Genomic DNA, 14,143 nt, shown 5'->3' on the forward strand with positions numbered 1-14,143 from the left:
CGGAAGCGGGGGAGGTTCTTCGCGGCCGGGTCGGTGGTCTGACCGGGGCTGGTGGGGCGGGCTCCTCCGGTGTCATGCGCGGGACTTCCGGAGAATCCAGACGAAGTACGGGGCTCCGACCAGGGCGATCATGAGGCCCACCGGTATCTGGGCCGGTGCGACGAGCGTGCGGCCGAGTACGTCGGCCGCGCACACCAGCACCCCGCCGAGCAGCATCGCGACCGGGATCGATCGCCCGTGCCGGGCCCCCACCAGTGACCGTGCCAGGTGGGGGGCGACGAGTCCCACGAAGCCGACGACGCCGACCGCGATCACGCTGAGCGCCGCGAGCACCGCGGCGATCGCCAGTGCGGTGAAGCGGGTGCGTTCCACCTTGACTCCGACGATGCGCGGGGTGTCCTCGTCCACGGCGAGCAGGTCGAGCCGACCGCGCATGGCGAGCAGCGCGGGAAGCGCGAGCGCCAGGGCCACCGCGACCGGTACGACGTCGGGCAGCGCGCGGCCGTAGGTCGTACCGGAGAGCCAGGTGAAGATCCGTGGCGTGTTGTACGGGTCGGCACGCAGCAGGAGGAAGGTGGTGACGGCGCTGAGGCCGTACCCGCAGCCGATGCCGATCAGGACGAACCGGTCGGGCAGGAATCCGCCCCGCCAGGACAGCAGGGCGATCACCGCGAACGTGGCGAGCCCCGCCGCGACCGCGACGGCGATGAGCACGGGCCGTCCGCCGGGCACTCCTGACGTGACGACACTCGCGGCCCCCAGTCCGGCGCCCGCCGTGATGCCGAGCACCCCCGGCTCCGCGAGCGGGTTGCGCACCGCGCTCTGCACGACGCATCCGGCCAGTCCGAGCGCCGCACCGGCCAGGACCGCCGCGATCACCCGCGGCACCCGGTCGTCGAGCGCTTGGCCGACCAGGCCGGGGGCGCCGTCCTGGGCCCAGAGCACGAGGTCGCCCGTGCGCAGCCAGAGGCTGCCCGCCAGGACCGCCACGAGGACCGCGCCGGCCAGGAGCACCACCGCCCCACACACCACGAGGATGAACGCGCGGCGCGACCGTGCGGCGATCCGTGCGTGCGGGGGTTCCCGAAGCCGGCCGGTGTCACGGAGCCGGAGGGCGAGGACCACGATCACGACGGAGCCGAGCAGCGCGGTCGGCACGCCGGTGGGAATGGAGGCGGCTTCGTCCGCGCCCTGCAAGGCGCGCAGTGAGGCGTCCGCGAGCAGGATGAGCAACGCGCCGAGCAGCCCGGTCGCGGGCACCAGGAAGAGGTGCCGGCGCAGGGCCCCGACCCGGACCGCGATCAGGCGGGCCAGGACGGGTGCGCCAAGGCCGACGAAGGAGATCGGGCCCGCGAGCGTCACCGCTGTGCTGGTCAGGACGACCGCGCAGAACACGGCGGTCACGCGGGTGCTGCGGATCGGCACACCGAGGGTGGACGCGGTGTCGTCACCGAGGTTCATCACGTCCAGCCGCCGGGACAGCGCCAGGGCGACGCACAGCACCACGCCCAGGAGGGGCAGGGCGCGTACCGACGCGTCGATGTTCAGCTGCGCGAGCGAACCACTGCCCCAGGCGAAGAGGCCGGTCGTGTTCTTGCCGAACAGGATGAGGAGCATTCCGGTCCCTGCGTCCAGGGCCATCGCCGTAGCCGACCCGGCGAGGATGAGACGGGTGCCGGCGGTGCCCGCGGCCCGGCCCGCGAGGAGCAGCACGAGTGCCGCCGCGACCAGGCCACCGGCGAAGGCGACGGCGCCAGAGGCCCACAGCGGGACGGCGATTCCGAACGCCGCGACGAGCGTGAGCGTGAAGTAGGCCCCGGCCGTGACCGCGAGGGTGTCGGGGGAGGCGAGCGTGTTGTGCGTGACGGACTGGAGCAGCGTGCCGGCGCAGCCGAGGGCGAAGCCCACCGCCACGCCCGCGAGCAGACGCGGCACACGCGAGCCGGTGAGGATCTCACCGACCGGCGCTCCACCGGTGGTGTCGCGTTCCCCCGCGAGGTGGCGCACGAGGTCACCGACGCTGACGCTCGAGGTTCCCTGCGTCAGGTGCCACACGCCCACCAGGGCGGTCATGAGGAGGAGGAGCACCAGAACGGCCACCCCGGCGGGGCCGCCGCCGGGCTTCTCGCGTGGCAGCGACATCCCGCTGGGAGCCGCTGTGCGGGCAGTGATCACTTCTTCTTCTCGAGTACGTCGACGTATGCGTCGATCGCCTGCTCACAGGAGCGCGGGCCGCCGGCGCCCCACACCCGCGCCGGGAAGGAGTGCGCGCGGCCTTCCTTCACAGCCGGAAGGGTCTTCCAGATCGGGTTCTTCTTCAGCGCCGCGACGTACCCGCCCGCGCCCGAGTCGTTGGCGTAGAAGAGGTTGGCGTCGCCCACCGCGGTGAGCCCCTCGGCGTCGGTCTGCGCGAGGCCGTAGGCGGGATCGACGCCACCGTCCCCGTGGGCCTTGTTGACCTTGTCGGTCCACGCGGGTCTCATGCCGAGTTCCTCGCCTATCTCGGTGAACAGCGCGCCCTTGCCGTAGGGGCGGACGGTGAGGTTGCCGCTCTGGAGCCAGCCGTCGAAGAACAGGAAGTCCTTTGTGGGCAGATCGGCTTCGGTGACCTGCCTCTTCGCCGTCGCGAGGTGCTGGTCGAACTCGCCCAGCACCTGGTCGGACCGCTCGGTGCGTCCCGTCGCCTTACCGATCATGCTGAACACCTCGCGCATGTTCCCGATCGGGTCGGCCGGGTTCGCGCCCCGGGTGGCCATGACCGGGACGCCCCTCTTCTCCAGCTTCTTGATCATCTCGTCGTCGGGCTTGAACGCCTCGACGACGATGAGGTCGGGCTTGGCCGCGTAGAGGGTGTCGAGGTCGGGTTCCTCACGGGTGCCGATGTCCGTCACCCCGCCGGGCAACTTCTCCGCGCTGACCCAGGTGCGGTACCCCTTCGGGTCGGCCACGGCTGTGGGGGTCACGCACAGGGTCAGCGCGTCCTCGACCTGCTGCCACTCCACAACGGCGATCCGGCGGGCGGGCTTGTCGAGCTTCACCTGCCGGCCGACGCCGTCCTTGAAGGAGACCGGCTTCGTCGAGGTGGTCGTGGTGTCCTTGGCGCAGTCCTTCGACGCGGGCGATGCGCTGGTAGTGCTTCCGGCCTCTGCCTTGTCGACGTCGGTCGTGCCGCAGGCCGTCGCGACGAGGAGGACGAGTCCCGCGGAGGATGATGCCGTCAGACAACGGGCACGGTTCATGGAGGGTCCTCTTTCTTGCTTTCTCACGACGCGTTGTTTTCGCAAGGCGTCTTCCTGCGAGGAGTTGGAGGTGATGCGGTGTCGCTTCAGGCGGGGTGGCGCCCGAGTGGGTCGATACGCAGACGGCCCGTGCGGGGGTCGACGCCGACCTCGACACGGATCTGGTAGACCTCTGAGATGTTCTCGGCGGTGAGTACGTCGGCGGGTGCGCCCGCCGCGTGCACGTGGCCCGAGCGCATCAGGACCAGCGTGTCCGCGACGCGGGACGCCTGGTCGAGGTCGTGGAGCACGATCCCGACCGCGATGCCGTGCTCCTCGACGAGATCGCGCACCAGGTCGAGCGTCTCGATCTGGTAGCGCAGGTCCAGGTGGTTGGTCGGTTCGTCCAGGAGCACGACGCCGGTTTCCTGGGCCAGACAGGCCGCGAGCCAGACCCGCTGCATCTCCCCGCCGGACAGTTCCCCGACCGGCCGGACGGCCATGCCGCGCACTCCGGTCACGCCCATTGCACGATCGACGGCGCTCCGGTCCTCGGCGGTCAGTCCGGCGAAGCCACGCCGGTAGGGGTGGCGTCCGAATGCCACGACCTCGGTGACCGTCAGCCCTTGCGGGGCGGGTCTGGACTGGGAGAAGAGCGTGACCTCGCGGGCGAACCGGCGTGCGCTGAGCAGAGCCGCGTCGCGCTCGGGCTGTCCCTCGGGGGCACCGAGAGTCACCCGGCCGCCGTCCACCCGGTGCAGCCGGGAGAGCGCGCGCAGCAAGGTGGACTTCCCGCTGCCGTTCGGCCCCACCAAGACGGTCGCGCGGCCGGGTTCCAGGGCGATCGAGACGCCGTGGACGACCGGTGTGCCGCCGTAGCGCAGCACCAACTCGTGCCCGTTGAGGACGGCCACCGGTGCTGCGGGACCGGCCTCGGGACGGTCGGCGCGCCGGAAGGGACTTGTGAACATCGATGGGTCCGGGTGGTCGGAGGGGCAGGACTGCGGCACCCTCCGTCCGGCTCTCACCGGCCGGGCCGTGGACTCCCTCACGTAGGGAGGATTCGCCCACCGAGAGCAACTAAGGGTTACCTAACTCGATGAAGACTATATTCCACTTGCGAAGTCGACAATCAGGAGTTCTAGACAGGCAATACGGGATTCCGGACGCCCCCGGGGGCTCCGTCGGCCGCGTCGAAGAACGCGCCGGGCGTGGTTCCCATGACCCGCCGGAAGGCGGCGATGAAGGAACTGGGCTGCGCATAGCCGAGCGTCTCGGAGACCGTCATCACATCGAACCCCTCGGAGAGGAGCAGGAGCGCCCGATGCGTGCGCAGCACCTGCCGCCACTGCGCGAAGGACAGGCCCGTCGCGTGGCGGAAAGCGCGGGTGACCGTGCGATCACTGACCCCCAGCCATCGGGCCCACTCCTCCAGCGAGCGGCCGTCGGCGGGATCGTCGAGCAGGGCCTCAGCAATCGCGTCAATCCGTGGGTCACCAGGCAACTGCAACGCGAACTGGCGCTCCGAGGGACGGAGCACGTCAAAAACGACCGACTCCGCCCGCGCCCTGGCCGCCTCATCGAGGTCCGTGCGTGTCAGATAGGCCAGCAGCGACTCCAACAACGGCGTCATGGCGATCGTCTTCGGCTCCGCGAACGCAAACGGCGTGCTGTCGGGCACGAAGAAGGCGTCGCGGAACTCCGCGCCCGCCGTGGCCCGGCCACCATGCACCGTTCCTGCAGGCATCCACAGCCCGTGCCCCTGGGACACGGTGAAGACACAGTCCTTCACCCGGGACGTCAGCGTGCCCCCGCGCACCCACACGAGCTCGTGCAGCGGATGGGAGTGCGGCGCCCACTCCGTGGGGACGCGGGGAACATGGAGCTCAGCGACTATGGCGTAAGGGGCTACCGCGTGCTTCGGGAGCGCCGCGGCCCGGCGTAGCACCGTGCCCGCCTCCCGCCGCCACATGCCGGGGCTCGCCTCAACACGGGACGATCGGACCATACGGACGAGGCTACCGGGGCGGGCACCACCACTGGCGGGCCGCCGAGTGAGCGAGAATCGGCCCGACGAGCGCCCCGGCGCACAGCGGGATGAGCTGCGTACGCAACTGCTTCCGGTCGCGGGCAGTGGTGACTGCCCACACCCCGGTCTGGGTCAGGCCGGGTTGGCGAGCGCCCACTTCAGGCACCCGTTGACGATCGGGCAGGCGGAGCACGCGCGCTTCGCCTTGGCGAGCGCCTTCTCCTGCTCGTGCCGCCCGGTGATGTCCTCGAGGACGAAGGACTTCGGGTCGGTCTGGCAGCGCAGGGAAGCGTCGGTGCGGGGGAAGGGGACGCGGTCGTCGGCGAGGAGCGGCGCGTTGGCGGCGGTGTGGGAGCCGGTCATGAGAGTGCCTCCGATGCGTGCAAGCGGGGGAGTTGGAGGAGGACCTGGTCGACGAGGTCCTGCGGCGGGCGCCACGGTCCGAGCTGGCCGCGGCGCCACGGGATGGGAAGCGCGAGTTCCTGGACGTCTGCGAGGACCAGGTGATGGTCGCCGGGCCGCGCCCACAGCGAACACGACGGGGTGCCGGCGGTGTCTTGGTGGCAGCCGGTCAGGCGGGCGACTCCGATGACCGCGCCACGGTGCAGCTCACGGCCGCGGATCGCCGTAGCGACCAGCGGGTCGCGCAGCAGGGCGGGGTCGGTGCGGGCCTGTCCGGCGTGCAGCAGAAACCACCCGCGCCAGGACCAGGGGCGGTTCTCGATGTCCTTGCCACCGAGGATGCAAGTGGCCCAGGGCTGACAGACCGTGATGCCGCGGATCCAATCGCTGCCCTCGAGCTCGGCGGCGCTCACGCGGCACGCGCCAGGGTGTGCGTCCCGGGGCGTCCGGCACGGCGCCCGTTGACGGTCGCCGTCTCCAGGTCCTCAGGATCGGCCCATCCCCAGTGCCCGGTGTGCTTGTTCTCGTACATGGAGGCGTCTGCGCCACGGGGCAGGACCGACAGAGCGCTGGTGCCCAGCTCGTCCGGGAGAGCTATGCCGACCGACGCGGCGACCGCTATGGGGCCGGCGTCGGTGAGGACCGGTACGCGCAGCGCGTCCATGAGCTGGTCCAGACGTTCTTCGATCGCGTCCTCGTTGCTCCTGTTGTCCACGCGGGTGGCCACGGCGAACTCGTCGCCGCCCAGGCGGCCTACGACCCCATGGGGCCCGGCCCACCGGGCCAGGCGTTCCCCGGTCGCAGCGAGCGCCATGTCGCCGGTGGCGTGACCGTGTGCGTCGTTTAAGTCCTTGAAGTGATCGAGGTCTATCAGGCAGACGAGCGAGTCCTTCCGGTGCCGGCTGACCAGTCGCTGCGCGCGGTGCTCGAAAGCGCGGCGCCGCTGAGCTCCGGTCAGCGGGTCGGTGCGCTCCGCGGCGAGACGCCGGTGCAGCACGAGCGCGTGGAGCGTCCAGCCGATGAGCGGGACCGCGAGAGTGATGAGGGCGTGCTGCCCGGTCAGGGCCGGAAGGTGCAGGACGGAGTCCATACTGGGGGATCTCCCTCTCGTCTGTGCGGGTTGGGTGGGCCCGGGGCAGGCGACGGATTCCACGCCTGGACGCCTGCCCCGGGGCAGAGCTGCAGCTGCCCCGGCCTCAGCAGGGTGCCGGGCCGGGGCAGCGTGGAAAGCCGTCAGGCGGCCGTAGCCGGGTCGGGGTTGTCGAGTTCGACGCCGCGCAGCGCGTCGAGGACGTACGCGTCCCACCGGTCTTCCACCGCCACAGCGGCAGGATCTCCGGTCCGAACACCCTGCGTACGAGCAGCAGGTCGCCCAAGCCGTCGCCGCCGTCCAGCCCAAGGTCGGCGTACCGGTGGCTGCGGCGGTCGGCTTCGCCGGCCTTTTCTCCGTCGGAGGGGGCCGTCGTGCTGCATCTCGCGGTGGCCGGCGCTCTCGGTTTTGAGGTCGGCGCGGGGCCGGCAGACGGGTGGGCCGGCGGTGCGGCAGACAGGGCCCGGAGCGCTCGGTGGCGGACCGGTAGGCCCCCTACCGGCGCGGTCGGGGGCGGTAGGTCAGTGGTAGTTATCGCTGGTCAGAGGCTTGGTAGGTCGGTAGGAGGCGGATCAGGTTGGACCCGGGGGTGGGGAGGGGGGTCCACCCCCGGGGAAGGTCATCGCGGTGCACTCCGGGCCGGTTACGGGTGGCCCCGTTGTGGTCCGATGCGGGGGCCTTGACGCCACCCCGGATAGGGATGCCGTGAGCGGTGAGACCGGACCTCAGCTGGGGCATGCCGAGCGCCTTTCCCCCGGGCCTTTGGTGAAGGTCCAGCAGGAGCTCTCGGAGGTGCACGCCGCGGTGCTCCCCTATCTGTTCACGGACCCATTCGTACGTGCGGATCCGGGCTTCCACAGCTTCGTCTTCGGGGGAGTGGACCGCCCCTTCCCCACCGCCCTGAACGCCTTCCGCTTCGCCGCTCCCCCGGCCTTCTTCACGTCCTGCGGGGGAGTGCGTTTCGGCTTCGCCGACCGCCTCTCCCCCGTCGTGATCGTCGCTTTCGTGAACTTCCCGGATGCCGACGATTCCGCCGGTGATCCAGGCAGTCACCACGAAAACGATCACTGCGGTGCCGGTCCCCCCGGAGCACGTCCAGGGGGTGGTCTCCCACGTAGGTCTGCACGCCGGCGACGCCGGCGGTGATCCCTGGGATCACGTTCTTCTGGACGAAGTACAGGCCCCCGATACCGAGCACGACTGCGCCCAGGACCACGTCCGCGGTGACTTTCTTCTGCGGCGCGGGTGCCTTCTTTTTCCCCTTCTGCGCCGCGTCCTTCTTTGCCAGGGCCTTCTTCGGTCCGTCCTTCGCCGGCGTCTCGTCTGTCTCGTCGCCGGCGTCGTCTTCCGACTCGTCCTTCCTGCCGGAGGCCGGGGCCGCGGCGGCCTTCCTCTCCAAACCTCTGCCCCTGGCCTTTGCGACGCCGGCGAAGGCAAGGGCCCAGGCACTGCGGATCAGCGTCCAGCACCCACGGAAGATGACGACGGCCCCCACTTTCACAGCGGCCAGGCCACCCCGGTCGACGAGGTACGGGCCCAGCGCCGGCCACCTCACGGACCGCGCCCGCAGGGTGTCCGGCCTCCGCTCCCCTTCCTCGAGGACCGTGGCCCACCACGCCCGAAGGCGCGACGGGCCCTCCGCCTCGCCCTCCTCTTCGCCCGGCAGGCCATCGTCGGCAGGGACCAGGTCCACCACGTCCGCTACGGGGCCGTCACCGTCGAAGGGGTCCGGCTTGAGAAGGTTCACAGCCATGCCGTCATCCCACAGCCGTGGTCAGGAAGTGGGACAACAGGGTGGTCAGCATCGCGAAGACGCCGCCCGCAGCTGTGAAGACGGGAGGCGAGACCAAACCCGGCATGACGCCCGGGAAGTTCTTCAGCTTCGTGCCGTACATCGTCGCGCACAGGGCCAGGGCGACCGCGCCCATGCCCATCTGCATGCCGGTTCCGAACCCTTCCCGGATGGCCTGGGACAGGCCGTCCGACATGTCACTGGCGAAGGCCCAGAACTGACCCGCCATGGCGTAGAGCTGCCCCGTCACAAACCCGACGGCCACGGCGGAGTCGTGCTTGAACTTGATCTTCCCCTTGCCGCGGATCCCGAAGACCAGGATCAAGGTCATGACGAACGCCGCGCCGCTGAAGCCGACGGCGCCGAACAGTTTGAACCCGGCCCCGGCTGCGGGTGCTGCGAGCGTGAACATCTGTCGTGCCTTTCAGTGAGTGCCGTGGAGGAGGAACGCCACGGTGGCCGTGGCAGCAGGTACATGGGCGGCCCACACGACGCCCTTCAGGGCCACTTGTCGCCGTGGTGACCGGTCCAGTGGCGGACGATGCGGTAGGCGATCTGCAGCCCCAGGGCCAGGCCCCCGCCGACGACGAGGGCCTGGTCGACCATCTCCAGGACGGTGACCGCGGCCAGGGAGCTGACGAAGAGAATCCCGCCGAACTTCGTCCGGACGGTCAGGCCGAGGATGCCGACGCCCAGCGCGCACCCGGTAACGGGGATGGCGTACTGGGGAGCGTGCTCCATCAGGCCCACGGCCCAGTCGTCCAGGCCCAGGCTCCGGCCCATGGCGTAAGCGGTACCGGCGAACAGCACCTGACGGCCACGAGGGTGGTTGAAGACCGCGCTCTTGGCTTTCTTCGGGGAAACCTTCTTCGAGGAGCCCTTCTTCACGCTCTTCTTGGATGCCTTCGCCAGTGCCTCGGTATCCGCCCCGCCGGTCTCGTCTTCGTCGGGGTCCTCGGCCTCGTCAGCCTTTTCAGCCCCGTCCTCGTCGGATTCGTCAGCCTCATCGGCTTCTTCGGCCTCGTCGTGGTCCTGGCCCCGTATCTTCCAGAACCACAACTGCTTTGCCTCCGCCGGCCCCTCGCCGTCGGCCTTGTCGACGCCGTCCTGGTCGTCCTGGTCGTCCTGGTCGTCGTGGTCGTCGTGGTCGCCCGGGGGATGGCCGGGCTTCGGCGGCACGGCCACCGTGCCGGGCGCCGGGGCGTTGCCCGTGAAGGTGTCCAGGTCCGCGGTGTCAGCCCGGTACAGCGGACTCCACCAGTCCCGTTCCGGCACAACAGACGCAGTGGCAGGGGCAGCTGGGACAGCGTCAGCTGCCGGCGCTTCCAGGTCCGTATCCGGCGTGGCCGTCGCGGCATCAAGTTCCAGGTCCCGCTCAACCGCCAGCTCCGGGGCCGGGAGCGAGGGAGCGGTCGCCTCGGCCAGGGTGGCGTCCAGGTGCGCCAGAAAGTCGTCAACGCCGCGCGCCGGAGCAGCCTCCGCGCCAGCTCCGGCTTGTGGCGGGACGTCCGTCAGGAAGGTCTCAGTCACCGCAGGCCTCCACCGTGCCGGCCGGGCCAAGGAGCCGGTCGTGGAGCCAGGCACGCGTGGCCAGTTCCTCGCGGCCCGGCGAGGCACCACCGGGGCGGGGGAAGGGCGACGGGGTGTCCCGGCGGGCGGTGGTGGGGTGTGCCGGCAGGCGGGTGAGCGTGGCCGGTGCGGTAGCGGCGGCGAGGCGACGCAGGTGACGCAGGCGGCGGGGACGACGGATCAGCAGGCAGGCGAACACGGACTCTCCTGGCAGTGGCAGGCGGCAGCGGGTCCGCACCGTGGGTGGTGCGGACCCGCGTGACGAGGGGTCAGGTGCGTTTGCGGTAGCGCGCGTGGGCGCGGGCGCGGGTGGTGACGGCGGGCATCGGAGCGCGGAATCCGCAGCGGGCGGCCAGCGGGCACCCGTTGCAGGTGGCCGCGGCCTCGATGCGGACCTCGATCGGCGCCCGGCCACTGCCCGCCGCGTCGAACAGGTCCTACAGACCTGCGCAGGCGGCGACACCCTCGGCGGGCGAGGGGACGGTGGCGACAGCCTTGAGGGTGCGTGCTGCGCGGCGCTCCAGCAGGGTCTGCGGGGTGGTCATGAGCGCCACCACCCTCCGCGGTCCTGGCGGGCGCGCTCGGCGTCTTCCCACGCCTGGCCCTCGCGGTAGGTGGCGGTGGCGTTGCGGCGGTGTCCCTCGCGGCGTTTGCGGGCTGCCTTGTCAGAGGCGGATTCGCGGCCGCTGTAGGTGGTTTCTGCCATGTCGCGGTCGTTGCCGATGAGACCGAAGAACGCCATCAGCGGGCACCGCCGCTCACCTGGGGCTTGCCGGGCTCGGGGACGGTGGGGATGTCTCGGTGCAGTGCCATGCTGGGCTCCTGTCTCGATTCGGGATGGGTCCGGGCGGCCGGGTCGCCTGGCAGCAAGCGGCCGCCCGGAGGCAGAAGGAGGTCCCGGCCTGACAGGGCCGGGACCTCTGGTCGTTTCGGCGGTGCGGGGTGGTCAGCCCGGTGGACTGTCGGCCTGGCGGCCTTCGCCGTCCCCGTCTGTGTGTGCGGAGCGGGGGCGACGACGCGGCGTCAGAACGGGAAGAGCAGCGACCGGTCAGCGGGCCGCGTGCTGCTTGAGGGCGACGGCGATCTGGCCGGCGCGGTCCGTAGCGATGGACCCGCCGCCGGACCGGACCGCGCCGGCGATGTTGGCGCGGTTGAGCGGTCGGTCCTGGGACCGGAGGCGGTCCAGGGCCGCGCGCTCCCGGTCCGTGAGCGTGATGACGGTCCGGTCCGGTCCGTCATCCGGTCCGCTCCCGGAAAGCCGGTCCAGATCGCGGTCCACGGTCCGGTCCGGCGTGAGCGGCCCGCCCGGTCCGACCGGTCCGGCGGTCCGGTCCGGACCGTGCCCTGCGGTGAAGGACGGTTCGGCGGCCCGGTCCGGGGCGGGGGATCTGTGCGCCGGGGGAGCGGTCCGGACCGTCACGCCCCGGTCCGTGGAAGAGGTCTGACGGGCGGGCCATGCCGGTCCGGTGCGGTCCGGACCGGCGGACCTGTCCAGGTCAGCGCCCGCCTGCTGGTCCGGACCGGACCCCAACTCCCGGGCCGGACCGCGAGCGCAGTCCGGCCCCAGCGCGGGCCGGACCGCCCCACGGACCGGATCAGCGGGGTGCGGACCGCTCCGGTCCGCGCGGTCCCGGTCCGGACCCCAGCGGCCCGGACCGGCTGCAAGGGCCGCGGTTGCCGGTCCGGACCGGACCGCGTGCAGCTCCTGCTGGACCGGAGCCGTCCCCTTGTGCGGTCCGGGACGGTCCACGCGGGTGAGCGTGAAGAACGTCGGGATGGCGGCCGGACCGCGGTCCGCGGTCCGAAGACTCGGCACGACCAGACGATGCAAGGTCCGTCCGGACCGGACCGCGTCCCGGTCCGCGAGGACCGGACCGGCCGCGGACCACGCCAGGTCCAGCGTCGTCAGCTCCGGGTTGGTGATCGCCAGCGACCAAGCGGTCCACGCATGCCGCGGATACCGGAGCCAGCGGATCAGCCCGATCGAAGGCCGGGCCTTGGCGACCTTGCCATCCTTACGGAGCTTGCGGCGGTGGATCAGCGTCGCGTACAGCTCCCACAACAGCATCCCCACGATGCTCATCGCGCCGAAGGCCACAGCCTTCGGCATGAAGTGCCAGTAGGTGAGCTGCTCCGTCCACTCATGGGCCTTCACGTCCCATACCCTGCTGCCGTCCACCGGCTCGGCCGAGGCGTGCCAGAAGTTCATGACCGCGGCGACCATGGCGAAGGCCCAGGTGGAGATCCGGTAGAGGGTTCCGCGGTCGCCGCCTTGGCGGGCCTGGTGATACATCCATCCCACGAACGCGGTGCTGAGCTCCCAGGCCGCGGCGAACAGGATCGTGAACGGCACGACCCAGCCGAGGATGTCGTGAGCGAACCCGGCCTGCCCGGTCCACGCGACCGCCATCGGCGCCGTGATCGGCCCGATCACCATCAAGCGCTCCGCGTTCACCTTCACGAACTTCTTCACCCGGGCGCCCGCAGTGGGCTTCCCCTCGCGGCGTTCGGCGCGCCGGCCGCGCGCTTCCTCCTTCCGTGCCTCCTTCGCGCTCCGCCGGTTCGCGCGCGCCTCGTCCTTGAGGCGCTTGCGCTCCAGGGCCTGCTCGGTGCGCGAGGTCGCGCGCTTCATCAGCGCCGCGGCCTCCGCCACGGCGTCGTCGGCAGCCTTCAGGGTGACGGCCGCGTCCCCTTCCCGGATCCGGGCCCGGCCCAGCGTCGCCTCGGCCTCCGCGAGGTCCGCGTCCTTCTTGTCTCGGGCGTCAGCGAGGATGCGGTCGGCCTCTTTGCGGACGTTGCGGGTGAGGCGTTCGGCGTCCTCAGTCGCGGTCGTCCGCAGCCGCTCGACGTCCTCCTCGGCCAGGCGCCGTGCCCGCGCCGCCAGCTGACGGACCCTCTCCTGCTCCCGGCCCGCGTCCTCCCGTACCCGCTCCGCCTCTTCCCACGCCTCGCGCAACTGCCGCTCGGTCTCGGATACGGCCGTGGCACGTACGCTCTCCTGCTCCCGGCTGGCCGCCGCGCGCAGTGCGGCCGACTCCTTCTCGGCTTCCTCCCGCAGCCGTCCGGCGTTCTCCTGCGCTGTAGTGCGGGTCTGCTCCGCGTCCGCGACTGCGGACGCGAGGTGCTGCTGCGCCTCGGCTCGGGCGGGGCCCAACTCCTCCTCGGCTGCGGCCCTCAGGCTTGCGGCCTCCTGTTCGGCGCGCGCAAGGAGTTCCGCCGCCTGGTGCCCGGCGTGATCCATCATCTGCTGGGCCTGCTCCTGGGCGCGGCGCTCGATGGCCGCGGCGGCTCGCAGGGCCCGTGCACGGTGACGTGCGGCCACCGCCCGGCCGGTGGCCTTGATGTCCTTGGCCTCCTGGCCGGCCTCGTCACGGACCCGGGTCGCCTGCTCTCCCGCAGCGCTCAGCCGCTCCTCGGCCTCGGCAATGACCTCCGCCATCACCTGCCGCGCCTGCGCCCGTCCGGCGGACCGAACCTGCTGGGCTTCGGCGACGGCCTGCGCGGTCAGTTCGGTGGCCTGCTGGCGTGCGGTCTCCAGGACCTGCCGGGCTTCCTCGCCAGCGCGATCGGTCAGCTCGGCGGCGTGTGCCTGGGCGCCGACCAGGTGCTGGTGGGCGTCTTCGAGGGCGAGGTCGGCGCGGTCGGCGGCCCGGTCGCGTGCGTCGGCGGCGTGTCCGGCGGCCACGGCCTTGGTGCCGGCGGCGGTATCCCGAGCCTGGTCCAGGAGGTCGGCTGCGCGGTCGCGGGCATCCGCACGGTGCTCGATGCCCCCGGACAGCAGCGCCGCGGCTGCCTCGTGCGCACCGTCCAGGACGTCCGCGGCACGGTCGCGGGCATCCGTGATCCGGACGTCGGCCTGGTCCCGCGGCTGCGGCACAGCAGGAGTCGAGGCCGGGGCGGGGGCCGGCGTCTTCGCCGGGGAACGGCGGGCGGAGGCGGCGGATTTGGGGGCGGTGGCCGCCGCCTTCTTCGCAGGCTTCTTCGCGGCCGGCTTCTTCGCCGGCTTCCGGCTGCTCTTGCGGGTGACGGTACGGGCGGCCACG

13 protein-coding genes and 1 pseudogene are annotated in these 14,143 nt (G+C 71.7%); all 14 read right to left on the reverse strand.

The window, feature by feature from the left end; genetic code table 11:
- Positions 1 to 72: 72 nt before the first annotated feature.
- Positions 73 to 2,172, reverse strand: a complete 2,100-nt coding sequence (locus ACGFNI_RS33275; protein WP_393689158.1) for an iron ABC transporter permease — start codon at positions 2,170 to 2,172, stop codon at positions 73 to 75.
- Complete coding sequence (locus tag ACGFNI_RS33280) at positions 2,172 to 3,239, reverse strand: iron-siderophore ABC transporter substrate-binding protein (RefSeq protein ID WP_393689091.1); 1,068 nt, start codon at positions 3,237 to 3,239, stop codon at positions 2,172 to 2,174. The genes ACGFNI_RS33275 and ACGFNI_RS33280 overlap by 1 nt, the downstream gene beginning before the upstream one ends.
- A gap of 86 nt (positions 3,240 to 3,325) precedes the next feature.
- Complete coding sequence (locus tag ACGFNI_RS33285; RefSeq protein ID WP_393689093.1) at positions 3,326 to 4,189, reverse strand: ABC transporter ATP-binding protein; 864 nt, start codon at positions 4,187 to 4,189, stop codon at positions 3,326 to 3,328.
- A 170-nt stretch (positions 4,190 to 4,359) separates the two neighbouring features.
- A complete protein-coding gene (locus ACGFNI_RS33290; RefSeq protein WP_393689159.1) occupies positions 4,360 to 5,190 on the reverse strand; it encodes a helix-turn-helix domain-containing protein in 831 nt (276 codons plus the stop codon).
- Positions 5,191 to 5,379: 189 nt separating this feature from the next.
- Positions 5,380 to 5,610, reverse strand: a complete 231-nt coding sequence (locus ACGFNI_RS33295) for a WhiB family transcriptional regulator (protein WP_393689095.1) — start codon at positions 5,608 to 5,610, stop codon at positions 5,380 to 5,382.
- Positions 5,607 to 6,062, reverse strand: a complete 456-nt coding sequence (locus ACGFNI_RS33300; protein ID WP_393689097.1) for a hypothetical protein — start codon at positions 6,060 to 6,062, stop codon at positions 5,607 to 5,609. Before ACGFNI_RS33300 ends, ACGFNI_RS33295 begins: the two co-directional genes overlap by 4 nt.
- A complete protein-coding gene (locus ACGFNI_RS33305; RefSeq protein WP_393689099.1) occupies positions 6,059 to 6,739 on the reverse strand; it encodes a GGDEF domain-containing protein in 681 nt (226 codons plus the stop codon). Before ACGFNI_RS33305 ends, ACGFNI_RS33300 begins: the two co-directional genes overlap by 4 nt.
- A gap of 214 nt (positions 6,740 to 6,953) precedes the next feature.
- Positions 6,954 to 7,061: pseudogene (locus ACGFNI_RS33310) on the reverse strand (ATP/GTP-binding protein); the annotation flags it as partial.
- A 615-nt stretch (positions 7,062 to 7,676) separates the two neighbouring features.
- The gene (locus ACGFNI_RS33315; RefSeq protein ID WP_393689101.1) at positions 7,677 to 8,492 is read right to left on the reverse strand and encodes a hypothetical protein; all 816 of its coding nucleotides are present in this window, start codon (positions 8,490 to 8,492) and stop codon (positions 7,677 to 7,679) included.
- 4 nt (positions 8,493 to 8,496) lie between these two features.
- Positions 8,497 to 8,943, reverse strand: coding sequence for a hypothetical protein (locus ACGFNI_RS33320; protein ID WP_393689103.1), 447 nt, complete (start codon positions 8,941 to 8,943; stop codon positions 8,497 to 8,499).
- Positions 8,944 to 9,029: 86 nt separating this feature from the next.
- Positions 9,030 to 10,061 (reverse strand): hypothetical protein, encoded by a 1,032-nt coding sequence (locus ACGFNI_RS33325; RefSeq protein WP_393689105.1) that lies wholly within the window; start codon positions 10,059 to 10,061, stop codon positions 9,030 to 9,032.
- A complete protein-coding gene (locus ACGFNI_RS33330) occupies positions 10,054 to 10,299 on the reverse strand; it encodes a hypothetical protein (protein WP_393689106.1) in 246 nt (81 codons plus the stop codon). Before ACGFNI_RS33330 ends, ACGFNI_RS33325 begins: the two co-directional genes overlap by 8 nt.
- Before the next feature lie 342 nt (positions 10,300 to 10,641).
- Positions 10,642 to 10,842: a hypothetical protein gene (locus ACGFNI_RS33335; RefSeq protein ID WP_393689107.1), complete on the reverse strand. Its 201-nt coding sequence runs from the start codon at positions 10,840 to 10,842 to the stop codon at positions 10,642 to 10,644.
- Positions 10,843 to 11,148: 306 nt separating this feature from the next.
- A complete protein-coding gene (locus ACGFNI_RS33340) occupies positions 11,149 to 14,142 on the reverse strand; it encodes a hypothetical protein (protein ID WP_393689109.1) in 2,994 nt (997 codons plus the stop codon).
- Position 14,143 lies beyond the last annotated feature (1 nt).

The organism is Streptomyces sp. NPDC048644 (assembly GCF_043199105.1).
GTDB lineage: Bacteria > Actinomycetota > Actinomycetes > Streptomycetales > Streptomycetaceae > Streptomyces.